Annotated in this window: 21 protein-coding genes and 5 tRNA genes; 6 read left to right on the forward strand and 20 right to left on the reverse strand. The window is 58.1% G+C overall.

Features of this window, described 5'->3' with window-relative positions:
* Positions 1 to 38: 38 nt before the first annotated feature.
* The 11 genes from rplA to ARB25_RS01025 form a co-directional block, all read right to left on the reverse strand.
* Positions 39 to 746 carry a 50S ribosomal protein L1 gene (rplA, locus tag ARB25_RS00980; RefSeq protein WP_022093892.1) on the reverse strand — a complete coding sequence of 236 codons (708 nt, stop codon included), beginning with the start codon at positions 744 to 746 and terminating at the stop codon, positions 39 to 41.
* 117 nt (positions 747 to 863) lie between these two features.
* On the reverse strand, positions 864 to 1,292 hold the full coding sequence (rplK, locus tag ARB25_RS00985) for a 50S ribosomal protein L11 (RefSeq protein WP_055285217.1): 429 nt from the start codon (positions 1,290 to 1,292) through the stop codon (positions 864 to 866).
* 120 nt (positions 1,293 to 1,412) lie between these two features.
* Complete coding sequence (gene nusG / locus ARB25_RS00990) at positions 1,413 to 1,949, reverse strand: transcription termination/antitermination protein NusG (RefSeq protein ID WP_006234984.1); 537 nt, start codon at positions 1,947 to 1,949, stop codon at positions 1,413 to 1,415.
* Between the two features lie 3 nt (positions 1,950 to 1,952).
* On the reverse strand, positions 1,953 to 2,291 hold the full coding sequence (secE, locus tag ARB25_RS00995; protein WP_055285218.1) for a preprotein translocase subunit SecE: 339 nt from the start codon (positions 2,289 to 2,291) through the stop codon (positions 1,953 to 1,955).
* Between the two features lie 76 nt (positions 2,292 to 2,367).
* Positions 2,368 to 2,443, reverse strand: a tRNA-Trp gene (locus ARB25_RS01000).
* A 13-nt stretch (positions 2,444 to 2,456) separates the two neighbouring features.
* Positions 2,457 to 2,606, reverse strand: a complete 150-nt coding sequence (gene rpmG / locus ARB25_RS09700) for a 50S ribosomal protein L33 (RefSeq protein ID WP_022093895.1) — start codon at positions 2,604 to 2,606, stop codon at positions 2,457 to 2,459.
* A gap of 279 nt (positions 2,607 to 2,885) precedes the next feature.
* Complete coding sequence (gene tuf / locus ARB25_RS01005) at positions 2,886 to 4,076, reverse strand: elongation factor Tu (protein ID WP_035137538.1); 1,191 nt, start codon at positions 4,074 to 4,076, stop codon at positions 2,886 to 2,888.
* A gap of 96 nt (positions 4,077 to 4,172) precedes the next feature.
* Positions 4,173 to 4,249: transfer RNA gene (locus ARB25_RS01010), tRNA-Met, on the reverse strand.
* 3 nt (positions 4,250 to 4,252) lie between these two features.
* Positions 4,253 to 4,328 (reverse strand) — tRNA-Thr (locus tag ARB25_RS01015).
* Positions 4,329 to 4,338: 10 nt separating this feature from the next.
* Positions 4,339 to 4,420 (reverse strand) — tRNA-Tyr (locus ARB25_RS01020).
* A 422-nt stretch (positions 4,421 to 4,842) separates the two neighbouring features.
* On the reverse strand, positions 4,843 to 5,676 hold the full coding sequence (locus tag ARB25_RS01025; RefSeq protein ID WP_070100711.1) for a MurR/RpiR family transcriptional regulator: 834 nt from the start codon (positions 5,674 to 5,676) through the stop codon (positions 4,843 to 4,845).
* Positions 5,677 to 5,827: 151 nt separating this feature from the next.
* On the opposite strand from ARB25_RS01025, the gene ARB25_RS01030 reads away from it, so the two are divergent.
* The gene (locus ARB25_RS01030) at positions 5,828 to 7,246 is read left to right on the forward strand and encodes a glycoside hydrolase family 1 protein (protein WP_055285220.1); all 1,419 of its coding nucleotides are present in this window, start codon (positions 5,828 to 5,830) and stop codon (positions 7,244 to 7,246) included.
* Positions 7,247 to 7,255: 9 nt separating this feature from the next.
* On the forward strand, positions 7,256 to 8,656 hold the full coding sequence (locus tag ARB25_RS01035) for a PTS transporter subunit EIIC (RefSeq protein ID WP_055285221.1): 1,401 nt from the start codon (positions 7,256 to 7,258) through the stop codon (positions 8,654 to 8,656).
* A 532-nt stretch (positions 8,657 to 9,188) separates the two neighbouring features.
* On the opposite strand, the gene ARB25_RS01040 is transcribed toward ARB25_RS01035, so the two are convergent.
* A tRNA-Thr gene (locus ARB25_RS01040) sits at positions 9,189 to 9,263 on the reverse strand.
* A 224-nt stretch (positions 9,264 to 9,487) separates the two neighbouring features.
* Between ARB25_RS01040 and ARB25_RS01045 the strand changes: the two genes are divergently transcribed.
* Positions 9,488 to 10,828: a DNA-binding protein gene (locus ARB25_RS01045; RefSeq protein ID WP_055285222.1), complete on the forward strand. Its 1,341-nt coding sequence runs from the start codon at positions 9,488 to 9,490 to the stop codon at positions 10,826 to 10,828.
* 27 nt (positions 10,829 to 10,855) lie between these two features.
* On the opposite strand, the gene ARB25_RS01050 is transcribed toward ARB25_RS01045, so the two are convergent.
* The 6 genes from ARB25_RS01050 to disA all read right to left on the reverse strand — a co-directional run bounded on the left by ARB25_RS01050 (position 10,856) and on the right by disA (position 16,360).
* Positions 10,856 to 11,533: an NYN domain-containing protein gene (locus tag ARB25_RS01050; protein ID WP_055285223.1), complete on the reverse strand. Its 678-nt coding sequence runs from the start codon at positions 11,531 to 11,533 to the stop codon at positions 10,856 to 10,858.
* Positions 11,534 to 11,536: 3 nt separating this feature from the next.
* Positions 11,537 to 12,451 carry a 23S rRNA (guanosine(2251)-2'-O)-methyltransferase RlmB gene (rlmB, locus tag ARB25_RS01055; RefSeq protein WP_055250322.1) on the reverse strand — a complete coding sequence of 305 codons (915 nt, stop codon included), beginning with the start codon at positions 12,449 to 12,451 and terminating at the stop codon, positions 11,537 to 11,539.
* 186 nt (positions 12,452 to 12,637) lie between these two features.
* Positions 12,638 to 14,104, reverse strand: coding sequence for a cysteine--tRNA ligase (gene cysS / locus ARB25_RS01060; RefSeq protein ID WP_055250324.1), 1,467 nt, complete (start codon positions 14,102 to 14,104; stop codon positions 12,638 to 12,640).
* A gap of 3 nt (positions 14,105 to 14,107) precedes the next feature.
* The gene (gene ispF, locus ARB25_RS01065; RefSeq protein WP_006234975.1) at positions 14,108 to 14,602 is read right to left on the reverse strand and encodes a 2-C-methyl-D-erythritol 2,4-cyclodiphosphate synthase; all 495 of its coding nucleotides are present in this window, start codon (positions 14,600 to 14,602) and stop codon (positions 14,108 to 14,110) included.
* Positions 14,592 to 15,320, reverse strand: a complete 729-nt coding sequence (gene ispD / locus ARB25_RS01070; RefSeq protein WP_055285224.1) for a 2-C-methyl-D-erythritol 4-phosphate cytidylyltransferase — start codon at positions 15,318 to 15,320, stop codon at positions 14,592 to 14,594. The genes ispF and ispD overlap by 11 nt, the downstream gene beginning before the upstream one ends.
* The gene (disA, locus tag ARB25_RS01075; RefSeq protein ID WP_006234973.1) at positions 15,320 to 16,360 is read right to left on the reverse strand and encodes a DNA integrity scanning diadenylate cyclase DisA; all 1,041 of its coding nucleotides are present in this window, start codon (positions 16,358 to 16,360) and stop codon (positions 15,320 to 15,322) included. Before disA ends, ispD begins: the two co-directional genes overlap by 1 nt.
* 374 nt (positions 16,361 to 16,734) lie before the next feature.
* Between disA and ARB25_RS01080 the strand changes: the two genes are divergently transcribed.
* The 3 genes from ARB25_RS01080 (at position 16,735) to ARB25_RS01090 (ending at position 19,176) form a co-directional block, all read left to right on the forward strand.
* Positions 16,735 to 17,319 carry a manganese efflux pump MntP gene (locus tag ARB25_RS01080; protein WP_055250325.1) on the forward strand — a complete coding sequence of 195 codons (585 nt, stop codon included), beginning with the start codon at positions 16,735 to 16,737 and terminating at the stop codon, positions 17,317 to 17,319.
* A gap of 120 nt (positions 17,320 to 17,439) precedes the next feature.
* Positions 17,440 to 17,871 (forward strand): helix-turn-helix domain-containing protein, encoded by a 432-nt coding sequence (locus ARB25_RS01085; protein ID WP_055285225.1) that lies wholly within the window; start codon positions 17,440 to 17,442, stop codon positions 17,869 to 17,871.
* Positions 17,872 to 19,176, forward strand: coding sequence for a type II toxin-antitoxin system HipA family toxin (locus tag ARB25_RS01090; protein WP_055250328.1), 1,305 nt, complete (start codon positions 17,872 to 17,874; stop codon positions 19,174 to 19,176). It begins immediately after the preceding gene.
* 127 nt (positions 19,177 to 19,303) lie between these two features.
* Here ARB25_RS01090 and ARB25_RS01095 read toward each other — a convergent pair whose 3' ends face one another.
* Together ARB25_RS01095 and ARB25_RS01100 are read right to left on the reverse strand one after the other, a co-directional pair.
* Complete coding sequence (locus ARB25_RS01095) at positions 19,304 to 20,761, reverse strand: aminoacyl-histidine dipeptidase (RefSeq protein ID WP_055285226.1); 1,458 nt, start codon at positions 20,759 to 20,761, stop codon at positions 19,304 to 19,306.
* A gap of 214 nt (positions 20,762 to 20,975) precedes the next feature.
* Positions 20,976 to 23,618: an ATP-dependent Clp protease ATP-binding subunit gene (locus tag ARB25_RS01100; RefSeq protein ID WP_055285227.1), complete on the reverse strand. Its 2,643-nt coding sequence runs from the start codon at positions 23,616 to 23,618 to the stop codon at positions 20,976 to 20,978.
* Positions 23,619 to 23,747 lie beyond the last annotated feature (129 nt).

Below are 23,747 nucleotides of genomic sequence, written 5' to 3' on the forward strand. Positions count from 1 at the left end.
TTTAGCAATGCTTGCTTTGCTCAGGCAGTAACTAGCAGTTACTCAGCCAAGAAGTCACGCTGGACAGCGGGATCGACCTTGACGCCAGGGCCCATGGTGGAAGACACGGAGATGGACTTGACGTACTTGCCCTTAGCAGAAGAGGGCTTGACGCGCAGGATCTCGGTGTACAGGGCAGCGTAGTTCTCGACGAGCTGCTGCTCAGAGAAGGACTTCTTGCCCAGGGGCACGTGGCAGATGCCGTAGCGGTCGGCGCGGTACTCAACGCGGCCAGCCTTGAGCTCGGAGACCATCTTGGCGACGTCCATGGTCACGGTGCCGAGCTTGGGGTTCGGCATGAGGCCACGGGGACCAAGGATCTTACCGATGCGGCCAACCTTGGCCATCATGTTCGGCGTAGCGATAGCGGCGTCGAAGTTGATCTCGCCCTTCTGAATCTGGGCGACGAGCTCGTCGGAACCGATGATGTCGGCGCCGGCAGCCTCAGCCTCACGGGCCTTCTCGCCCTCGGCGAAGACGGCAACACGAACGGTCTTGCCGGTGCCGTGGGGCAGGGAGATGGAACCACGGATGTTCTGGTCAGCCTTACGAGTATCGATGCCCAGACGGAAGTGAGCCTCGACGGTCTCGTCGAACTTGGCGGTGTCGAGCTCCTTGATGAGCTTGGCAGCCTGAAGGGGGGTGTAGAGCGTGGCGCGGTCGATCTTCTCGGCAGCGGCGTTATAGCTCTTACCATGCTTAGCCATGTGCATTACCTCCTGTGGTTAAACGGGCGTGAGCCCTCCCACATCGTATCGTGTGCCCTATTGCACACATTTAACGGGCGCCCCGGTCGGAGCACCCGCCGTTACCATAAGAAATCGCTACTCAGCGATGGTGACGCCCATGGAACGGGCGGTACCGGCGATGATCTTCTTGGCGGCGTCAATGTCGTTGGCATTGAGGTCCGGCATCTTGATCTCGGCGATCTTGGTGAGCTGCTCCTGGGAGAGCTGACCAACCTTGTCGGCCTGGGGCTTAGCGGAACCAGACTTGAGGTTCAGCTCCTTCTTGATGAGGTGAGCCGCCGGCGGGGTCTTGGTGATGAAGGAGAAGGACTTATCCTCGTAGACAGTGATCTCAACGGGGATGATGTCGCCCTTCTTGTCCTGCGTCTCGGCGTTAAAGGCCTGGCAGAACTGCATGATGTTCACGCCAGCAGCGCCCAGGGCGGGGCCGACGGGAGGAGCGGGGTTTGCTGCACCAGCAGGAATCTGGAGCTTAATGACGTTGGCAACCTTCTTCTCAGCCATGGTCATTCCTTTCGAATCACGAGTGTGAAGTACTTGCTATATCGTAAGCACGCACGTGTTAGAAGCACTCCTGAGATGAGCAGTCACAGAAGAAGCACGCTCGCGCGAACGGACGAAAACTTAAGCGATGACAGCGACCTGGTTAAAGTCGAGCTCGACCGGCGTCTCGCGGCCAAAGATCATCAGCGTGACCTTGAGCTTGCCAGCCTCGGTGTTAACCTCGGAGACCTTGCCATCAAAGTCGGTAAGCGGGCCATCGGTGACGCGGACGGACGTGCCGACCTGAATATCAACCGAGGTGCGCTTGGGCGAATCGCCCTTACCGGGACGACGAGTCATCTTGTTGTACTCGTCGCGGGAAAGCGGAGCGGGCTTGCCGTTGCCGCCTAGGAAACCGGTGACGCCGGGCGTGTTGCGAACACACGTCCAAGCATCGTCATCCATCTCCATGCGGACCAGGACATAACCCGGGAAAATCTTGGAATCCTTGGTCTCGCGCTTGCCACCCTCTTTAATCTCGGTGACGCGCTCCATAGGAATCTCGATATCAAAGATACGGTCCTGCATGCCCATGGTCTCGATACGATGCTCGAGATCGGACTTTACGCGGTTCTCGTATCCGGAGTAAGTGTGAACGACGTACCAACGCTTAGACATGGTTTAGCCCCTCAATCCAGAGAACAGAGCAAGAGCCTCGCCAAAGCCAGCATCGAGCAGAGCGATGACGACGCCGACGACGACCAGAGAAGCGCAAACGACGACCGAGTAGTTCACGAGCTCCTTCTTATCGGGCCACGTGACACGCTTCATCTCGGACTTGACCGAAGCGAAATACTTCTTGGTGCGGGCGAAGAAACCAGGCTTCTCGTTCTTCTTGGACTTCGCAGCCTTCTCGTTCTTCTTGGCAACGGCCTTCTTGGCCTCAACCTTGGAGTTGGCGGCAGCTTTGTTGGCAGGTGCCGGCTGCTGAGCCTTCTTCTTGTTCTTCTTGTTGGCCATTTGGGTTACCTCCGCGCAATGCGCTTATACATGAGTAAACCGTAAGCCCCCAAGTGGGAGCTTACGGAATAATGACTGGCACGCCAGGAAGGACTCGAACCCTCAACACTCGGTTTTGGAGACCGATGCTCTACCAATTGAACTACTGGCGTATGTGACTAGAGACTAGCGAGTCTCTTTGTGCAGCGTGTGGTGACGGCACCAGGGGCAATACTTCTTGATCTCCATACGATCAGGCATGGTCGACTTGTTCTTGGTGGTCGTATAGTTGCGGCGCTTGCACTCAGTGCACGCAAGAGTAACTAGAGTACGCATGTATCCTGAACCTTTCATTTCCGCCCCGTACGGGCACGAGTTGTTACTTTATCAGCTCCACGTAAGTGCTGTCAATGAAAACCTCGAGTCAATTGGTTCTCGGTGGATCCATTCATATTTGGAACACATCAATGAAGCCATCGAGATCTAATCGACGGTGCATCCAGGACCATTATCGATCCTCTCGACACCAGCAACGGCTCAATATCCATTGCAGAAAAGAACCCGGCACCCATATAAGTGCCGGGTTCTCTAAGTCAGCTATATCAAAGAGCTAATTTACTCAATGATCGTGGAGACGATGCCCGAACCGACGGTGTGGCCACCCTCGCGGATAGCGAAGCGCAGGCCCTCCTCCATGGCGATCGGGTGGATGAGGTCGCCCTCGATGGTGATGTGGTCACCAGGCATAGCCATCTCGGTGCCCTCGGGGAGCTTGACCGTACCGGTAACGTCGGTGGTACGGAAGTAGAACTGAGGACGATAACCATCGAAGAACGGGGTGTGACGGCCGCCCTCCTCCTTGGTCAGAACGTAGATCTCGCCGGTGAACTTGGTGTGCGGGGTAACCGAACCGGGCTTGCAGAGAACCTGGCCGCGCTCGATGTCCTCGCGCTTGATGCCGCGGAGCAGCAGACCGACGTTGTCGCCAGCCTCGCAGAAGTCCATGGACTTACGGAACATCTCGATACCGGTAACGACGGTGTTCTGGGTATCCTTGATGCCGACGATCTCGACGGGCTCGTTGAGCTTGAGCTCACCGCGCTCGACACGGCCGGTAGCAACGGTACCACGGCCGGAGATGGTCATAACGTCCTCAACGGCCATCAGGAACGGGAGGTCGTTGTTACGAGCAGGCGTCGGGATGTACTCGTCGACGGCCTTCATGAGCTCGCGAATGGCGTCCATCCACTTGGCGTCGCCCTCGAGAGCGCCCAGAGCGGAACCACGGATGACGGGGATGTCGTCGCCGGGGAAATCGTACTCGGAGAGGAGCTCACGGGTCTCCATCTCGACGAGGTCGATGAGCTCGTCATCGTCGACCATGTCGCACTTGTTCAGGAAGACGACGATGTAGGGAACGCCGACCTGACGGGCGAGCAGGATGTGCTCGCGGGTCTGAGCCATGGGGCCGTCGGTAGCGGCGATGACCAGGATAGCGCCGTCCATCTGAGCAGCACCGGAGATCATGTTCTTGACGTAGTCAGCGTGGCCCGGGCAGTCAACGTGAGCGTAGTGACGGGCAGCGGTCTCGTACTCGACGTGGGAGACGGAGATCGTAATGCCGCGCTCGCGCTCCTCGGGAGCCTTGTCGATGTTCTCGAACGCAGTGAAGTCAGCCTTGCAGCCCTCGGTCTCGGAGAGAACCTTGGTGATGGCGGCGGTCAGCGTGGTCTTGCCGTGGTCGACGTGACCAATGGTGCCGATGTTAACATGCGGCTTAGTGCGCTCAAACTTCTCTTTGGCCATAAAGCCCTCCTCTTAACAGGTCGTCCCCGGACGGGACTTTGCCTTTATACCATAGTGGCCTCTCAACATACTATTGAGAAGCCACCGTGTTACCTATGGTAGCGGTGACTGGATTCGAACCAGTGACGCCACGGGTATGAACCGTGTGCTCTAACCAACTGAGCTACACCGCCGGATGGAGCCTGCAACCAGACTTGAACTGGTGACCTCTTCGTTACCAACGAAGTGCTCTACCGACTGAGCTATACAGGCACTTGACGGGTGGGAGCTATAGGATTCGAACCTATGTAGGCAGAGCCAACGGGTTTACAGCCCGTCCCCATTAACCACTCGGGCAAACTCCCAATCGTTCAAGTATCCGCAGGTTCTTTGGTCTTTTGGACCGCCGCCCCCGCGAACGAAAAAGATAATACGATGCAACCTTGGGGGCTGTCAACGAAAACCTCTAGATACACGGTTCCGGGCGTATCTATATACCTTTGACCTGCTGTTTTGTTGAGTTGGGATATGAGGGACGGTGGTTTTGGATACTGAGGTGACGTTTCCCAAGGTAACACTTTGCTGTAGTGGAGTACACCTTCAGTATCGAACTTCGATAACAGCCTATTTGCACCTATATATAGGTCGAGATCGGGCTTCCCAGACAGAAGATTGCTCTTCCCAGCAAAATCGAGCGTGGATATTCTCTCACTTTGCCGTGCCATCAAGTCCAAAGTGGCAGATTATCCACGTTCATTCTCCAGGCGAGAGAACTGTAAAGCCGCAACTACTCGGGCCAGGCCAAAGTAGACCCATAGAGCGGCTCCCCCTTGGTGCAGGGGTAGCGACTCAAGTAACACGACGATAGCAAGTCGAAAAAATAAGTCATGGCGTATTTCGAATAAACGCCGAGTCGGTCAATTCCGTTTCCCGCATTACCAAGACGATATACACGGTCAAAAGACCTCGATTTGTCATCGTTGCTAAACGCAGTAATTAGAATCTTCCTGCCCGAACGGCAATCAAGATACTCACGCGCCTGTGACGCAAATAGCCCGGAGACCGATACGAGAATTATCAATGACTGCGAAGCGTCTCCCATGTTTTTCAATTCCGCGACGTTAGCCCCAGCAACTATGCGAACTATCTTGCCCGCATAAAACATTTCCTGCTGAAATCGTACGAGATTGGCGCTCACATTATTGGTGCACCAGATTTCAACGTTTTTATGTCCATCAATTTCGTCGACAAGATGCTTAATAGCGATATCGGACACGCCGCTTTCAACCTCAGCGAACATCTCGATCATGCGAACGTCGAGCTCTGCCCTGTACTCCTCGTAGCCAAATTCCTCCTCTCGATGGCTTAAGTCGCTTGGAAAGACTGACTGAGTAAATGATTCTTTCAAATCGCTAAGAGACTGGTAGCCCAATCGATTGCAGAAACGACGAACAGCGGAACGGGTCACGAATGCATCGCGGGTTATTGCGGCAACATTGATTTCGCTCGAACGCCTAATGTGAGCGATGAGATATCGAGCGATGGCGGCATCGTTTGACCCAAACTCGCTGTTGATGATGGAGCTAATGCGATTGAGCACATCGAAGTCATTGATATTCACGTGATCTCTCTTTCCGCTCTCCTCGAAATCATAGTTCATTTATTGAATCAAACAGCTTTGGTCGTTCTCTTATGATTCAAATCAGTTGACGTCATCTTAATCGTAATTCCGCCACACGTATCCACCGTGTTGAATGATGGAAAGGGGATTCATGGGCAACGTGAACAACATCCCGTTTCTCTGGGGTTCCGCCACGGCGTCTTATCAGTGCGAGGGTGCCTGGAACGAAGACGGCAAAGGCCTTGGCGAGTGGGATTTCTTTAACCACACAAGCAATAAGAACATCAACCATGTTGACGGTGATGTATCTTGCGACTTCTACCATCGCTATGAAGAAGATATCCGCATGATGAAAGAAGGCGGACAAAACACCTATCGTTTCTCTCTTTCATGGAGTCGAATCATCCCCACGGGTATCGGCGAAGTGAATGAAAAGGGTATCGATTTTTATAATCGGGTCATTGATTGCTGCCTCGAAAATGGCATAGAGCCCAACGTTACGCTGTTCCATTACGATCTGCCATTCACGCTTGCTTGCAAAGGCGGATGGCTGAACAACGACATGGCAGAGTGGTTCTGCAAATACGCCAAGATTTGCTTTGAGCGCTTTGGAGACCGCGTCAAAATCTGGGCTACCGTTAACGAGCCGCATTTCTACAGCTACTGCGTAAACATGTTGGGCAACTATCCCCCCAATCGATCGCTCGACGTTCAGTCGTACATGCAGTTTCAGTACAACCTGATGCGCGCAAGCGCACTCGCAGTCCGAGCATATCGTCAAATGGGCTACGACGGCATCATCGGTGCCGTCCACGATGGCGGCGTTGTCGAACTCGACCCGGCAACCGAGCACCCCGATGACGTATTTCGATACGCAGACTTTTTCGCCAATCGCATGATTCTGGCACCAGCACTTCAGGGTCAACTGCCGCCAGAAATGGACGAAATCCTTGAAAAACTTGGCGTCACGCTCTATCGATCCCCAAATGACGTAGAAGAATTCAGAGACGGTAAAGTCGATTTTATTGGACTCAACGTGTATTGCCGAGAGTATGTAACCGACTGGCACGGTGGAGAGCTTGCCGTTTCGGCGAACAATAAGGGCGGTTCGAGCAAAAAGGTCGAAGGAAAATGCATTGCGCCCTTGTTTGAAAGCGCCCGCGACAGCAATGTTCCCCGCAATAAATGGGGCCGCGAAATACTCCCAAGTTGCATGTATTCAACCATCATGGATGTCCACGAGCGCTATGACGCGCCCCGCATCTTTATTACGGAAAACGGACATGGCGCCTATGAGCAACCAGACGCAGACGGAATGATCCACGATGATGACCGCATCGAGCTTCTGGGCCAGTTCATCGAGCACATGATGAGGGCTAAGCGCGACGGCGCGCGCGTTGAGGGCTACTACCTCTGGTCGACGATGGATCTGTATAGCTGGATCAACGGCTACGAAAAACGATACGGACTTGTCCATATCGACTTCGAGAACAATCTGGAGCGCACCCCCAAAAAGAGCTGGTATTGGTACCGAGACCTTATCTCGAAGTATCAGGAGCAGGAAGGTTAGGAGAAAGAGATGAAATATCAGGCAATGTCCGAAACAGTCCTAAAGGCTGTTGGCGGCAAAGAGAACATTACATCGGTAACTCATTGTGCGACGCGCCTTCGCATCGACGCACGAGACACCTCGATCATCGATCTCCAGCTCGCCAAATCGGCCGACCAGGCGCTCGGGGCAGTAGTCAGCGGTGGCCAGCTTCAGGTGATCATCGGCCCCAACGTCACCGAGGCTTACAACGACTTCCTCGACTTCGCTGGAATCGAAGTCGGCGGTGGCACGGTTGCCGACGATGCCCAAACCGCCAAAGACCTTGCAGAAGGCATTAAAAGCGGTAACACCGCCATGGGCTTGATTGAGAAATTCGGGAACGTCTCTGCACAGGTATTCATGCCCATCGTCCCGGCGCTCATCGTTGGCGGACTCATTCTTTCGATCAAGAATCTCCTGGTCAATTATTGTGGATTGAGCACCGATAGCGGAACCGCCCAGGTTCTGCTGGCGATCTTCAGCGCCTCATTTAGCTTCCTGCCCGTTTACCTCGGCTATCAGCTCGCCACCGTCATGAAGATGCAGCCTATCATGGGCGCACTGCTGGGCGCAATCATGATTAGCTCGTCTATTAGCGGTGCTGAGGGCCTCGACTTTCTTGGCATCCCCATCCCGACGAATGACTACTCGAGCACGGTGGTGCCAATCGTACTGGGCGTTGTGTTCATGTACTTTGTTGATCGCGGTCTTCAGAAAATCATCCCCGACATTACCAAACTGTTCTTGAAGCCGCTGCTCACCATGTTCATCGTCGTGCCTGTTGAGCTGATTATCCTCGGCCCCGCCGGCAGCATGATGGGCTACGCGCTGAGTGATGCCGCCACGTGGCTCATGGATAACGTGGCATTTATCGCTACTCCAATCCTTGCAGCCCTTAACCCCTATTTTGTCATGCTCGGTCTTGATAAGGCCTACATCGCGATCGAAGTTACGAGCTTGGCGCAGCTCGGCTGGGCGCCCATCATCTTTGGCTTCATCTCAAACCTCTGCATTGGCGGCACGAGTCTCGCCTTGGCAACTGCAATGGAAGGCAACAAGGAGAAGAGAGGTATGGTCACCACGGTTGCCGTCACCGCACTCTGTGGCGTAACCGAGCCCGCGTTTTACGGCTGCCTCATCGAGCGTCCCCGCCTGCTTGTCGGCACGGCAATCGGCGCCCTCTGCGCGGGACTCCCTGCAGGTATCTTCGTCCTGAAGGAGTATGTTGCGGGAGCATGCCCCGGTCTTCTTTCTGCGCTGATCTTTATCGCTCCCGATGGATCCATGGGCAACTTCGTACTGGCGTGCGTTGTCGCCGTCATCGCCATCGTCGTCTCGTTCATCGCTGCACGCGTGATCATCAAGAAGAATCCCAACTATATTGAGTAGATGCCCGCTGCTTGCATTGGGGACATCCTCGGCAGACCATTAGCAAGAACCCAAGAAGTCCCTTAGGAGCTCGATTAATCCATTCGGATTCCTCAGGCACAAACGACCCCGATTCCACAATGAAATCGGGGTCGTTGTTTCTAAAGCCTTCGATAGACAATCGGTGTTTACCTTAGCTCCCTATCCAAGTTAATTATCCACGCTCGTTCTCCGGTCGGAAGATTTTCTTCTCTCGCGTGTCCAGAAATCCACGCTCGAGCAGTACATCCAGGTCCGCACCCGCCCTTGTCTCGATCTGTAACAGCAAGAGGCCTATTCCGCTTCTACATGTTACAGATCAAGATATTCCTAAAACACCCTAAGTTTCATCTCAATCTGTAACAGTTAGATGCCAAATATCGGTCTTGGTGTTACAGATTTAGACAAACTGGAGGACGAGACAAACCAAAAACGGGATGGGCGCTAACCCGATGGCGCACCACCCAAATAGAAACGGGCCCTGTCCCACAAGGAACAGAGCCCGAAACTCTCATGGAGCCAGTGACAGGAATCGAACCTGCAACCCACTGATTACAAATCAGTTGCGCTACCGTTGCGCCACACTGGCACACTTGGCGCTTTCGCGCGAAGCCTGTTAAGAATAAAGGAATTACGGACGGGGCGCAACAGGCCACACGGCGTTATATAAATATGCAAAAACCAGCAACAACAGGTACCAGGCCCGTTCATTTCTGTCGGTTCGCCCTCAATCTCAAAACTATTCGTCAGAACGAATAGTTTTAATTACAATTGCTATATATAAAACTATTCGTTTTGACGAAGGGTTTCGTGATGCTTACTACCAAGGAAGCCGCCGAGCTGCTCGGCATCACTCCGCGCAGGGTGCAGGAGCTCATAAAAAACGGAGCACTTGATGCCCGCAAGGCTTCTGGTGTATGGCTCATCGACAAAGACAGCGTCGACACGCGACTCCGCTCCGTGACCAAAACGGGGGGACGTCCCCGCCGCGGCCACGGTAAGAGCGAGATCGCGTTCACCCTCATGAATCGCACGCACGAGGTCGCTCAGCTGGTCTACAGCACATCGCAAAAAGACTTTACCCACATCGGTGCCGACATCGATTACGCCCACGCCCCTATTGGAGTATTTGGCCCTAATAGCCCCATATCGCTCGACTCCTTCCGCATCTGGTGGCGCGGCCGCGGTATCCCGCTCGCACGCATTGGGCTTGCCTCCCTGCTTGCAAAAGCCGCAGTCGATGTTCCCGATGAACTCGTACAGCGAAATCTTGGCCTCTCCTTATCCGACCAGTATTGGATTAGGCCCCAAGACTCCGGCCTCGCGTGGGAAGATATCAATTTCTTCAATAATGCCTTTGATGACGTCTCGCTAACCATTGCACCCTTCGCCCCAGAGGGAAAAGTGGCTGCCGCAAAGCCCGACAACACCTCGGACGGCAATCTTCAAAAGTACTGGACATGCGAGGGCGGGCGTCGAATTCTGCATAAGGCAGGAGCGCACCTGAACCAGGAACCTTATAACGAGCTGGTGGCGACCACGCTCCACCGTCGCATCCTAAACACCTGCGATTATGTGCCTTACTCGCTCGAGGGCACGGGCACTTCCGCCCTGAGCATATGCGATGTCTTCTTAACTGATGAAGAAGAGTATGTCCCTGCGTTCTATGTAAACCAGTACGCGAACGCAGGTGAACGGCTAACCGACTACGAGCGATACGTAGCAAACTGCGAGGAGCTCGGGGTGACAGGCGTCAAGGATGCCCTTGACCGCATGATCGTGTGCGACGGCATCATCGCCAACTACGATCGTCATTGGCGTAACTTTGGCCTTGTGCGAAACGTAAACACGCTAGCCTGCAGACCTGCCCCCATCTTCGATTCGGGCTCATCGCTCTGGTGCAACATTTCTCTTGAGGAGCTTCGGGCAGGAGAGCACAGTTTTACCAGCGCACAATTTCATTCAAGCCCCGCCAAACAGATGTTGCTCGTCGAGGACATGGGCTGGTTTGACGGCGACAAACTCGAAGGCTTCGTTGACGAGGCAATCGAGATTCTGTCTAAAAACGATGCTCTAACAGCGAGACTGCCTTATCTAAAAGAGGCGCTAACGTGGCGCCTCAAAAGAATGATCGACATCGCTGAATGGAGTTAGCGAGACAGCATCGCCCCGCCAACTCCCCTACCTCCCGCGGAGGGCCTTGAGCTTTGCCAGCGCCTCGGGGCTCAGGCGACTGCCCAGAGTCATCTTGATCTGCGGGGCCTCTTCGGCCTCGTGAACGTCGTTATCGATCTGTTTGATCTCGTCCACCAGCATACGGCTCGAGATGCGCGTAACGCCCTTGCCCATGACGACGGCCTGGATCGTGCCGTCGCTCGATACCACGGAGCACGCGCGACCTTCCTCGCGTGCCTCGATGCAGAGCTTCTGTACCACGGTATCGGCAGAGACGCCCGTCGGCGAAAACTCGATGCGCACGCCGCGGGCCGGCAGGTTGGGGCGCTCGCTGGAGATGTTGCCCGCGCCGTCAAACACGATCACGGCCTCGTAGCGGCCCTGGGCAAACGCGGCGACGTCGTTGATGAGTGCAGTTCGCGCCATATCGTGGACGTCGCTGGAATACGGATCGTCGGAATGGTCGTAGACGAGCTTTTCGTAGCGCGGCGTGCAGTGAATCACGTTGTAACCGTCGACCACCAGCAGCTCGGGCTTGTTGGAGTGCACCGTCGAGACTGGGTCGGCGATAGCCTGCGCAAACGCATTGCCGCCCACGCCATAGGTCGCGGCCGAAACAATCGGCTTGGCCGAGCCCTCGCCAAAGCGCTTGGCCTTGGACTTGGCACGGTTCTTTTTGGACATGCGCTACTCCTCCCCCATCAGCTCGCCGGCGTTGCGGCGCAGCCACTCAAAGCACAGCGCCGTGGTCGCCTGGGCAACATTGAGGCTCTCGGTCATACCGCGCTGGGGAAGCTTGGTCAAAAAGTCGCATTTCTCGAGCACCAGACGCGAGATGCCGTCGCCCTCGGAGCCCATGACGAGCGCCACGCGGCCCTCGAAAGGAGCATCCCAGCAACTGCCTTCGGCGTGCTCGGAAGCACCGCCCACCCAAAAACCAGCGGCCTTAAAATCGTCGAGCGCACGGGCGATATTGGGAACCTGCGCGATAGGCAGATGCATGACGGCACCGGCTGAGGTCTTATAGCTGCCCACGGTCACGCCGGCGGCACGCTTATTGGCAATGACGACGCCCGCCGCGCCCACAACCTCGGCGGAGCGCACGATGGCGCCAAAGTTGCCGTCGTCAGTCACGTGGTCGAGCACCACGACAAGTGCCGGGCCCTCGCCTGCGCGGTCGAGAATATCGGCGACATCGGCATAGGGGAAGTTGCCAACCTCGAGCGCGATGCCCTGGTGAGCGCCGTGGCTCGACAGTGCGTCGAGCTGCGCGCGCGGCACATACTTAATGCGGACACCCACGGCGTTGAGGTCGTCGACCAGGCGCGACAAGGCGGCATCGCGCTCCCCGCCCTCGGCAATGAGCGCGCACTTGATGGGAAAACCAGTGCGCAGCGCCTCGGCGGCTGCACGACGACCTTCGATAAACTCGCCCTTGGGAGCCTGGACAGCGTCGCGGTTGCGATCGCGCTGCGGACGTGCGGCCTGGGTGCGATCGCGCTGGCCCTTGGGAGCGGCAGCGCGGTCATTGCGGCGAATCGGACGCGAGCCAGAAGCAGCCTGCTTGCCGCCACGAGGCGCACGCTTGCGATTGTCGGCCATAAAGTGACCTCCTAAATACAACTATCAAACGAAACAAAATAAACGACCGCCCATGAATATTAATTCGGGCGGTCGGTACGGGTTTTCCAAGTGCCCGAGATTGCCGTGAAAGAGGAGCGACGCGTACTTGAGTACGCGAGCGACGGTTTGAACGGCAAGGTCGGGTGCTTGGGAAACCCGCGGGGATTAGAGAGATTTGATACGAGTGCCGGCGGCGGTATCTTCAATCGTCAGGCCCAGGTCCTTGAGCTGATCACGGATGGCATCTGCCAGATCCCAGTTCTTGGCGGCACGAGCCTCGGCACGAGCCTCGAGAATCTTGGCAGCGGCCTCGTCCACGTCGTCGCCCGTGTAGGCAACCAAACCGGCGGCAACGCCCAGCAGGCCCAGCGGCAACTCGACCTTGGGCTCGGGAAGCTCAACGCCAAACGTATCGAGCAGCTCGGCCAGCGTATCGGCGGCAGCCAGGGCTGCGGCCTTGTCGGCAGCATCGCCCGCCTGCTCCAGATACTGATTGCACTCGGTGACAAAGCCAAAGACAGCACCCATGGCACCGGCGGTGTTAAAGTCGTCGTCCATGCACTCCTTAAAGGCGGCGCGGGTCTCGGCGGCCTTGGCGGAAAACGCCTCGGCGGCACCCGCATCGGCATCGGCCGTCGCATGGTTCGCAGCCCAACGAAGGTTCTCGACCGTACCGGCAATACGCGTGAGTGAGTTCTCGGCACCCTCCAGGCGCTCCCAGGAGAAGTCGAGCGGCGAGCGATAGCTCGTCTGCAGCATCAACAGGCGCAGGGCCGCGGCAGAGTGCTGCTCGAGCACCTCGGCCAGCGTAAAGAAGTTTCCGAGCGACTTGGACATCTTCTCGCCGTCAACCAGCAGCATGCCCGTGTGCATCCAGGTGTTGGAGAAGCCCTGGTGCCAGGCGCAGGTGGCCTGGGCGCACTCGTTCTCGTGATGCGGGAAGGCAAGGTCGGAGCCGCCGCCGTGGATGTCAATCGGGGTGCCCAGGTAGCGGTGTACCATGGCGGCGCACTCGGTGTGCCAACCGGGACGGCCCTCGCCCCAGGGGCTCGGCCAGCTGGGCTCGCCGGGCTTGGCGGCCTTCCACAGGGCAAAGTCGAGCGGGTCGTTCTTGTCCTCGTTCTCCTCGATGCGCGCACCCACCATAAGGTCATCGATGTTGCGGCCCGAGACCTGACCATAGTTGGGATCGCTGCGCACGGCAAAGTACACGTCGCCGTTATCGGCGGCGTAAGCGTGGCCCTGCTCGATGAGCGTCTTGATCATGGCGATCATGGGACCGATCTCCTTGGTGGCGCGGGGGCGCACATCGGGATCGAGCACGTTGGCGGCGCGCATGACGCCGATGAACTTGTCGGAGAACTCCGTCGCGACCTCGGCGGCAGTGCGGCCCTGCTCGTTGGCGCGCTTGATGATCTTGTCATCGACATCGGTGAGGTTCTGGGCGAACGTGACCTCGTAGCCGCTCGCGATGAGCCAGCGACGAATCACGTCAAAGCTGATGAACGTGCGGGCATTGCCGATGTGGATGTTGTCGTAGACCGTGGGGCCGCACACATACATGCGGACCTTGCCGGACTCGATGGGCTGGAACTCTTCCTTTTTATGGGTAGCGCTGTTGTAGATACGCATTCGTTACTCCTTAACGGTTTTCTGTAGCAGGCAAACGGCCCAGGCGCCGATTCCCTCGCCCTGGCCTTCCCAACCGAGCTTTTCGGTCGTAGTGGCGGCGACGCCCACGTTTTCGACGTCAACGCCCAGGGCATGGGCAAGGTTGGCGCGCATGGCATCGCGATGCGGGGTGATCTTAGGCTGCTGGCAGGCAATGGTGCAGTCGGCATCGACAAACTCAAAGCCCAGCTCACGCGCATAGTCCATTACGCGGGCAAGCAGCACCATCGAGTCGGCGCCCTCGTAGGCAGGGTCGGTATCGGGGAATAGCTTGCCGATGTCTCCCCCGCGGCAGGCGCCCAGAATGGCGTCGGCCAAGGCGTGCGCGAGCACATCAGCATCCGAGTGGCCCAGCAGGCCGCGCTCGTAGGGAATGTCGACACCGCCGATGATACATCGACGCCCCTCCACCAGACGGTGAACGTCGTAGCCATGGCCAATGCGCAGGTTACTGAACATGGGGAAGGTCCTCTCCCTCGGCCATGCGGCCAAGCAGAATCGCGGTTACGGGACGCAGGTCCTCGGGCACCGTCACCTTAAGGTTATCGCGTGGGCTCTGGACGCAGCGGACGCGCCCACCCATGCGCTCGACCAGCGACGAATCATCGGTACCGATAAAGCCCTCGGCAATGGCTGCAGCGTGGGCGCGCTTCATAGCATCGACGCTAAAGATCTGCGGCGTCTGCGCTGCCCAGTAGAACTCACGCGGCGGCGTCTCGACGATATTATCGCCGTCAACGATCTTGAGCGTGTCGATCGCGGGCTGACCGCACACGACACCGTCGAGGGCACGGTCGCTCACGAGCACGTCGATAGCGTGGTCGATGGCCTCGGTCGTAATGAGCGGACGAGCGCCGTCGTGGATGGCGACATATTCGAAACCCGCCGGAACCGCATGCACGCCGGCACGGGTGGAATCCTGACGGGTATCGCCGGCATCGGCAAAGCTGATGGGCGTGTCATAGTCAAACGGGTCGATGGCCAGGCGGCGCATCTCGGCACGGCGCTCGGCAGGGCAAACCACGACGATATGGCCGACCTTATCGCTACGATCGAACGCGCGGATGGACCAGCTCATGAGCGGACGGCCCGCCACATTAACGAGCTGCTTGCCGCCGGGATTTCCAAAGCGCTGGCCGCTGCCGCCGGCAACGACCACGGCGCATACGGGCGCCATTATGCGTTCCCCTGTTTGGTGCCCTTCATGCGGTACAGCGAGTCCGCAAGAATGGCAGGGTTGTTGACGCCAAAGTCGCCCAAGCGCTCCGGATCCTCGCTGATGTCGTCCATGAGCTCCTGCAGCGAGCCGTACTCGTCGACGATCTTCTCGGCCACGCCGTCGCGCACGACGGACACGCGCGAAAGCGTGCGCAGGCCCAGCGGCGTCATGACGGAGTCCTCGTCCAGGTCGTCGTAACCCAGAACTGCCGCCACGTGCTGCGGGTCGGATAGGTCCTTAGGCGTCATACGGGCAAGCTCGGCGCGGATCTTCTCGGCGTTTGCCTCGGAGGAATCGCTTGCGTAGTCGCGGATCATCAAGTCGTATTCGGTATCCATGCTGGAGCCCGCGAGCTGCTCGAGCTGCATCTGCACGAGCTTGCCCTGGTTGCCCAGCTTGACAATGCAATCCTTAAGCTCGGTCTTTGCCTGCTGCATGATCTCGAAGCTCGAGAAAATACCGGTAATGTCGGCGAGCGTGACGTAGTCGTCGAGCTCGAGGGCCGTCAGGCGCAGCAGGGAGCGGTCGAGCGACTGACGGGTAGTCTGGAGCGTGGCGACGAGCTGGTTGACCGAGCTCATGATGGTGGTGACGGGCTGGATCTCGTAGCTCTTGCCGTGAACGTACACGTTAACGACGGCGCGACGAGCCGAAACCGAGATCACGATGGCGTCGGTGAGCACCGACATGCGAGCGGCAGTACGGTGACGCATGCCCGTCTCACTCGTGGCAAGCGAGGGATCGGGATTGAGGTGGAAGTTGGCGCGCAGGATCTGGGTGAGGTCGCCATCGATAACGATGGCACCGTCCATCTTGGAAAGCTCGAACAGGCGGTTCGAGGTAAACGAAATGTTGAGCGGGAAGCCGTCGTTACCGGCAGCGAGCACGTTTTCGGTGTCGCCGACGCAGATAAGGGCACCCAGGTGACCGGCAATGATCATGTCGAGGGCGGTGCGGATCGGCTGGCCAGGTGCCGTCAGGCGAATGGCCTGTTCCATACGCTTTTGCAGCTCGTTCTTATCCAAGGCATCGCTCCCATCGTATACGCTCCATAAACGTCAATAAGTTTCTCACGGTTTGCCCCCGTGACGCCCGCAAAATCCGATGCTTACAGAATGAGCGAACACAGCTGAGAGCCCCAATCCAAATGAGCTGCTTATGTGGTAGCATCGGGATTCGCATAAATGAGGGAGTAGTCGCGTGACCGGGTTCGCCTCCGGTGGCGCGGCAAGTCAACATACTGGCCGATGCGGTCTGGCTTGCCTTAATGAACGAGACTCGTGGCTGTGCGCACAACGCGTACGCCACGGGTCTTTTTTGTTACTCCCCCAAGAGGTACACGCGGGCCCGCCCGCAGAAAGGGAGCCAGACTATGGGACTCGCAGAGCTCGTATTGCTCGCTATCGGCCTTTCGATGGACGCCTTTGCCGTATCCATCTGCAAGGGCCTTGGCATGAAGAAGATCAACCTTAAGGTCGCCGTAGTGCTCGGCCTGTTCTTTGGCGGCTTCCAGGCCGGCATGCCCGTAATCGGATGGGCGCTCGGCAGTCAATTCATGAGCATCATCGGACCCATCGACCATTGGATCGCCTTTATCCTTTTGGCCTTTATCGGCGGCAAAATGCTGTGGGAGGCCTTTACCGAAGACGAGGATGAGGACGAGAGCGACGGCAAGGATGCCGAAAAGATTGACCTGGGTGAGTACCTGATTCTTGCTATCGCCACCTCAATCGACGCCCTGGCCGTGGGCATCTCATTTGCTGCGCTCTCGGTTGACATCGTTCCCGCTGTATCGCTTATCGGAGTCACAACGTTTATCTTCTCCGTCGCCGGCGTAGCGATCGGCCACACCTTTGGCGAGCGCTACGAAAAACCCGCCACCATCGTGGGCGGCGTCGTGCTCATCCTCATCGGCCTCAAGATTTTGCTGGAGCACCTGGGGATTTTGGTGCTGTAAAACACCCTTCAAAACTAAACGTCCGTATGAGGCCTCATGCAGAGTTTTGCATGAGGCCTTTTCATGCAGACTTTTGCATGTCATACTGATATGCAAAAGTCTGCACGTTAGGAGATCGCCGTGGATATCCTTCCCATCACCACACCGCGCCAAGCTGGCATCTACGTGCGTCAGGCACGCGAGGCGCAAGGGATCACCCGTGCCGTCCTCGCTAAAAAAGCCGGTGTTTCGGAGCGCCTGCTCGCATCGCTCGAGCTAGGAGACGCCACCGGCATTCGACTCGACAAGTTGCTGACCGTCTTTAACGCACTCGGCATTGGTCTCTTCGCGCAAAGCGATAACGACTCCATCGCATCGCCCTCCGAACATCCGACGACGATAGTGAACCTCCCTATCGCGAACTCGAATACCCTGCCAAAGCCAAGCGCAGGCAGACGACCCACTCGACAAGGAACGCCATCTTCCTATGGTGCCTTGCTGGCCCAAATCGCAGCCGAGCAAGGCCTTTCCGGCACTTCAAACCTCTCCTTTGGCTGCAAGGTTGTGAAATAAATGGCAGAGATGGAGCTCGCGACCCTCATTTGTGGCGAAATCGCCGGCACTCTCCGCCAAGACGAGCATGGACTCTGCAGCTTTGCATACGCCCCAACCTATCGCGGAGCACCGTTATCGCTAACAATGCCGCTTTCCAATCGCACGTATGGCCATAGCATCGTCCGCCCGTTCCTATTTGGCCTTTTGCCCGACAGTCAAGAGCAGCGTCGCGCTATTGCCACCGAGCATGATGTTGCATCCAACAACCCCGTCGCCCTCTTGTGCCATATCGGTCTAGACTGCGCGGGGGCCGTTCAGTTTTGTCGAGCCGATCAATTAGACGCCGCCCGCGGCAGGGTCTCGGCATACCGCCCGCTTACCAATTCTCAAATCGCTCACAAGCTCAAAGCAATTCGCGATGACGAAAGAGAGACATGGATGGGCTCCAACGAAAGCTGGTCCCTGGGCGGCAATCAAGGCAAATTTGCACTAGCTTGGCATGATGGCCAATGGTGCGAATGTCTAGGGTCATCCCCCACTACCCATATCTTCAAAAATGGTGTCGTTGGGTTCAAACATCAGGCCTTAAACGAATTCGTCTGCATGAAAACGGCTCGGCGTGTTGGCATTCCAACTGCCAACGTCTCCTATTACACATTTGAAGACGAAGCCGCGCTCGTCGTTGAACGGTACGACAGAATGGTCAATAGCAGCGGAAATATCGAAAGGCTGCATCAGGAGGACTTTTGCCAGGCGCTCGGTGTATTGCCAATCCAGAAATACACCGCCGACGGAGGACCAACTACACGAGACATCCAAGAACGACTGATTAACACAGTCCCCCACCACATGAATCTTGTGCTTTTTACCTATATGTTGTTCTATAACGCCATTATCGGAGCGCCTGACGCACACGCTAAAAACTACTCGCTCATCCTTGGCAAAGGCACAAACGCGGCGCTCGCACCCATGTACGATGTCGCATCGGGGCTGGCATACGAGCGCATGCGCCGCCGGGCGCGCCTTGCCATGAGCGTTGGCGGCGAAAATCGTGTGGGGCGCATCGGTCCAGGCGCTATCCGCCGATACCACGGTATGGGCGACCCCGCGCTGGAGGCGGCACTCACCGATGCCGGGCTATCCGAGAAGTTTTGCTTTGCGACCATGATGGACCTCGCCTACGAGGTGCCCATTTGCATGGAAGAGGTCATGGACGAATACGCCGACCTGCCCGGCATGGCGGACCTGCGCGAGCATATGCTCGGCCCCGTCCGCGAAAACTGCCAGCGCACCCTCGACCTCATCAAGGCAGAAATGGACTAGGTGGCCTTAATTTCGCAATTATCAAACAAAAGAGAGGGGACACCCGTCGCAAAAGACCGGGTGCCCCCTCTCATAATGTCATTTGCAATCCGCTAGCACGTGGCTCGGACTGCTGCTAGCGCAACCTTTACGCAGCGAGGCGCTTGAGGACGTCGATGAGCAGCTCGTAGAAGCGCTCGGCAGAAGCGAGCTCCATGCTCTCGTCCGGGGTATGGACATCGGAGAGCGTCGGGCCCACGGCGATGGCGTCCAGGCCGTGCAGAGCCTCGGCAAACAGGCCGCACTCAAGGCCGGCGTGAATGGACTCGATGCGCAGCTCGGAGCCAAAGAGCTCTCGATAGCTCTCGACAAAGACTTCGCGGACCGGCGAATGCTCGGCATAGCTCCAGCCGGGATACTCGAACTCAAACTTGGCGTCGAAGCCCAGGACATCGGCAAGCGTCTGCAGGCGGTCCTTGAACTCGTTCTGCAGCGAGGTGATCGAGGAGCGCGGGGACAGCATAATCTTGACCTCGTCATCGGAGGTGGCGACCACGCCGATGTTGGAGGAAACCTCGACGGAGCCGTCGGTGGCGACGTTGCGGCGAATCACGCCGTTAGGGGCAAGACGCAGGGCGCGGATGAGGGCAAGCGCGGACTTCTCGTCCATGGCCTCGACCTCGGCGTCGTCGGCAATCTCGACGGTGCAGGTAAAGCCGGGGTCGAAGACCTCGAGCTCGGCAGTGACGTCGGCGATGATGCCCTTTGCGATCTGGGCCGCGGCCTCGGCGGCAGCGTGATCGGCATAGACCAGAACGGCCTTGCACTCACGGTTGATGGCGTTGTCCTTGGTGCCGCCGTTGAAGCTGACGATGGCGGGCTCGCCGGCGACCATCAGGCGGTCGATGATGCGGGCCATGATGAGGTTGCCGTTGCCGCGCTCCAGGTTGATATCACTGCCGGAGTGGCCGCCCAACAGACCGGAAATGTCGAGCGTGAGGGTGCTACCGGTCTTGTGCTCGCGCACGATGGGGCAGGTGTAGGTAACGACGACGCCGCCGGCGCAGCTGACGGTGGCAACGCCCTCCTCCTCGGAGTCGAGGTTGATCATGGTGCGGGCGCTGATCTGGGACTTGTCGAGCGTCTCGGCGCCAACCAGGCCGGTCTCCTCGTCGGTGGTGAACACGCACTCGAGGGCCGGATGGGCAATCGAATCGTCGTTGAGCACAGTAAGCATAAGCGCGACGGCGATACCATTGTCGGCGCCCAGGGTGGTGCCGTTGGCGGTAAGGACGCCGTCCTTGACGACCAGGTCGATACCATCGGTCGTAAAGTCGTGCTCAACGGAGCCCAACTTGTCGCACACCATATCGATGTGGCCCTGCAGCATCACGGTCGGGGCATTCTCGGCGCCGGCAGATGCGGGCTTGCGAATGATGACGTTGTAGACCTCGTCCTGATACACATCGAGACCGCGCTCCTTGGCAAACGCGACCAGGAAATCGCTGATGCCCTTCTCGTTGCCAGACCCACGGGGGATCGCGCTGACCTCCTCAAAGAAATGGAACAGCTGGGCGGGCTCGTAGCCGGTAATCTTGTAGTCCATGGTGCCTCCTTGGCGCAACTGGTTAGACAGTAAGACATGCGACTTGTATATTCCCAGACTTTGCGTGCATAAACCAGTCGAAAACGCCGAGCGCCCTCGCATCATCGGCTAACGGTGGACCGTATAGCGTAACGGTCACAACTTCCGCAGCTCTACAAATCGAGGCGCCCTTTCCGGAGCGCCTCGATTGCGCGTATCAAATTGTCGCCACGCCCTACAGCGCGCCGGAACCGGCTTGCATCATGCCGCCGGGGCCCGAGGTCACGCCGCCGCTCACGGGCGCGACGTTGCCGGTGTGCGGAGCCGCCGGGGCGGTATCGCCACCGAGCGTGCCCGCCGGACGCGGTGCCGGAATCTCGCCCGTGCCGTGACTAAAGACAAACTTGCCGTCGGCCACATCGCACTGAACGGTATCGCCCTCGCCCCACTCACCGGCCAGCAGTTCCTCGGACAGCGGGTCCTCAATGAGCTTTTGGATGGCACGGCGCAGCGGACGCGCGCCATTGGTGAGGTCGGTGCCCTCGGCCACAATCTTGTCGTAGGCCGCATCGGTGAGCTTGATGTTCATGCCGTTGGCAATCAGGCGTTGACGCAGGTCATCCACCAGCAGGTGCGCGATCTTGGTCAGATTCTCGCCCGAAAGCTTCTGGAACACCACGATGTCGTCGATACGGTTGAGCAGCTCGGGGCGGAACAGGCGCTTAAGTTCGCCCATCGCACGGCCCTTAATCTCGCTCGAGGTAAGGCCCTGCTCACCGGTGGTGCCAAAACCGACGCTCGCATCCTGCGCGATCTCGCGGGCGCCCACGTTGGACGTCATGATAATCACGGTATTGCGGAAGTCGACCGTCTTGCCCTGGCTATCAGTCAGGCGACCCTCCTCCAGCACCTGCAACAAAATGTTGAAGATGTCGGGGTGCGCCTTCTCGATCTCGTCGAACAGCACGACCGAGTACGGGTGACGACGAACGGCCTTGGTAAGCTGACCGCCCTCGTCGTGGCCCACGTAACCCGGAGGGCTACCGATGAGCTTGGAGACCTCAAACTCGCTACCGAACTCGGACATGTCGAAGCTGATGAGCGCGTCCTTGCTGCCAAAGAGGTACTCGGCGAGCGTCTTGGCGAGCTCGGTCTTGCCCGTGCCGGTGGGACCCAGGAAGATAAAGCTGCCGCCGGGGCGACGCGGATCCTTGAGCGGCGAGCGGCTGCGGCGCACGGCCTTGGCGACGGCCTCGACAGCCTCGTCCTGGCCGATGATGCGGGTCTTGAGCACGCTTTCGGTCTGCAGCAGGCGCCGGCTCTCGCTCTCGGTGAGCGAGGAAACCGGCACGCCAGAGGTCACGGACACGATGTCGGCAATCTGGGCGACGTCGATGGTGAGCGGGCTGGCGTCGAGCTCGGCGGTCCAGGCGGCCTTGGCCTCGGCGAGCTCAATCTCGGCGGCCTTCTGCTGCTCGGTGATCTCGGCGGCCTTGTTCATGTCGTCGCTCTCGGTGGCCTCCTGCGCGGCGGCCTTGAGCTCCTCTATGCGATGCTCGGCCACGCGCACCGGCTCGGGCGCGCGGTTGGCGGCGATGCGGGCGCGGGCGCCGGCCTCGTCAATGAGGTCGATGGCCTTATCGGGCAGGAAGCGATCCTGGATGTAGCGGTTGGAGAGGTTCGCGGCGGCCTCGATAGCACCCTGCGTATAGCGCACATGGTGGTGCTCCTCGTAGCGCGGCTTGAGCGCGGTCAGGATCTTGACCGTGTCCTCGACGCTCGGCTCCTCGACATCGATGGTCTGGAAGCGACGCTCGAAGGCCGGGTCCTTGGTGAGGTACTTGCGGAACTCCTCGGCCGTGGTGGCACCGATGATCTGGAAAGCACCGCGTGCGAGAACGGGCTTGAGCATGGAGCTCGCGTCGATGGAGCCCTCGGCAGAGCCGGCACCGATGATGGTGTGCATCTCGTCAATAAACAGGATGACGTCGTCAGCCTCGGTGGCCTCCTGGATCACGTTCTTGAGGCGCTCCTCAAACTCACCGCGATACTTGGCGCCCGCGACAAGACCCGGCAGGTCGAGCGTCCAGATATTCTGGTTCATGAGGTTCTCGGGCACGTTGCCGGCTGCAATCTGCTGAGCCAGGCCCTCGACGATGGCCGTCTTGCCCACGCCGGGGTCGCCCAGAATGAGCGGGTTGTTCTTGGTGCGGCGCGAAAGAATTTCCATCATACGCTGGACTTCCTTTTCGCGACCAATTACAGGGTCGAGCTCGCCATCGCGCGCCTTCTGCGTGAGGTTGGTCGCGAACTGCTTAAGCGTATCGGTGCCACTCCCCTTTTGCTGAGAGGCATCCGAGCCGCTAAAGAACGGCAGGCCCGCACCGGGGCGACCAGCACCGGCGCCGGCGAGCGGGCGCTTCTTGTCCTGGTCCTTGGCGGTGAGTTTCTCGATAGCCTTTTTGATAGAGGCGGACGACACACCCAGGCGCATGAGGATGTCCATGGCCATGCCGTTGCCCTCTTCGACGATGCCGATCAGCAAGTGCTCGGTCGACACGTAGGTCTGGTTATTCTCACGCGCCACGCGGAATGAACGCTCCATAACGCTAATGACGAGCGGCGTAAAGGCGAGCTTAGCCGCCTCGGTCTCCTCACTGGGCTCGGGAACCGTGGTCTGGACCTCCTTGAGGGTGTCCATGATGTCGTCGTAGGAGATATCAAGCGAGCGCAGTGCCTCGGCGGCAATGCCCTCGTCCTCCTTGGCAAGCGCGAGCAGCAGGTGCTCGGTGCCCACCTTATTTGAATGAAGATCGAGCGCCTCCTGTTTGGCCATCGACATGACCTTGCGCGCTCGATCGGTAAATCTATCTAACATGCTCGTTTCCTTACATGAGTTCATCGAAATCAAAACGCCCGCCCGTCGGCGGCGCTTTTGTCTCTTTACCCACAGGTTGTCTATGTTAACAGCTGGAGGAATATCTATAAACCCGGCTCACATGAATGC

The sequence above is a fragment of the Collinsella aerofaciens genome (assembly GCF_001405375.1).
Taxonomy (GTDB): domain Bacteria; phylum Actinomycetota; class Coriobacteriia; order Coriobacteriales; family Coriobacteriaceae; genus Collinsella; species Collinsella aerofaciens_F.

Coding starts and splice junctions, on each gene's coding strand:
- rplA (WP_022093892.1), bottom strand. CDS start 746: ATGGCTAAGCATGGTAAGAGCTATAACGCCGCTGCCGAGAAGATCGAC.
- rplK (WP_055285217.1), bottom strand. CDS start 1,292: ATGGCTGAGAAGAAGGTTGCCAACGTCATTAAGCTCCAGATTCCTGCT.
- nusG (WP_006234984.1), bottom strand. CDS start 1,949: ATGTCTAAGCGTTGGTACGTCGTTCACACTTACTCCGGATACGAGAAC.
- secE (WP_055285218.1), bottom strand. CDS start 2,291: ATGGCCAACAAGAAGAACAAGAAGAAGGCTCAGCAGCCGGCACCTGCC.
- rpmG (WP_022093895.1), bottom strand. CDS start 2,606: ATGCGTACTCTAGTTACTCTTGCGTGCACTGAGTGCAAGCGCCGCAAC.
- tuf (WP_035137538.1), bottom strand. CDS start 4,076: ATGGCCAAAGAGAAGTTTGAGCGCACTAAGCCGCATGTTAACATCGGC.
- ARB25_RS01030 (WP_055285220.1), top strand. CDS start 5,828: ATGGGCAACGTGAACAACATCCCGTTTCTCTGGGGTTCCGCCACGGCG.
- ARB25_RS01035 (WP_055285221.1), top strand. CDS start 7,256: ATGAAATATCAGGCAATGTCCGAAACAGTCCTAAAGGCTGTTGGCGGC.
- ARB25_RS01045 (WP_055285222.1), top strand. CDS start 9,488: ATGCTTACTACCAAGGAAGCCGCCGAGCTGCTCGGCATCACTCCGCGC.
- ARB25_RS01050 (WP_055285223.1), bottom strand. CDS start 11,533: ATGTCCAAAAAGAACCGTGCCAAGTCCAAGGCCAAGCGCTTTGGCGAG.
- rlmB (WP_055250322.1), bottom strand. CDS start 12,451: ATGGCCGACAATCGCAAGCGTGCGCCTCGTGGCGGCAAGCAGGCTGCT.
- cysS (WP_055250324.1), bottom strand. CDS start 14,104: ATGCGTATCTACAACAGCGCTACCCATAAAAAGGAAGAGTTCCAGCCC.
- ispF (WP_006234975.1), bottom strand. CDS start 14,602: ATGTTCAGTAACCTGCGCATTGGCCATGGCTACGACGTTCACCGTCTG.
- ispD (WP_055285224.1), bottom strand. CDS start 15,320: ATGGCGCCCGTATGCGCCGTGGTCGTTGCCGGCGGCAGCGGCCAGCGC.
- disA (WP_006234973.1), bottom strand. CDS start 16,360: ATGGAACAGGCCATTCGCCTGACGGCACCTGGCCAGCCGATCCGCACC.
- ARB25_RS01080 (WP_055250325.1), top strand. CDS start 16,735: ATGGGACTCGCAGAGCTCGTATTGCTCGCTATCGGCCTTTCGATGGAC.
- ARB25_RS01090 (WP_055250328.1), top strand. CDS start 17,872: ATGGCAGAGATGGAGCTCGCGACCCTCATTTGTGGCGAAATCGCCGGC.
- ARB25_RS01095 (WP_055285226.1), bottom strand. CDS start 20,761: ATGGACTACAAGATTACCGGCTACGAGCCCGCCCAGCTGTTCCATTTC.
- ARB25_RS01100 (WP_055285227.1), bottom strand. CDS start 23,618: ATGTTAGATAGATTTACCGATCGAGCGCGCAAGGTCATGTCGATGGCC.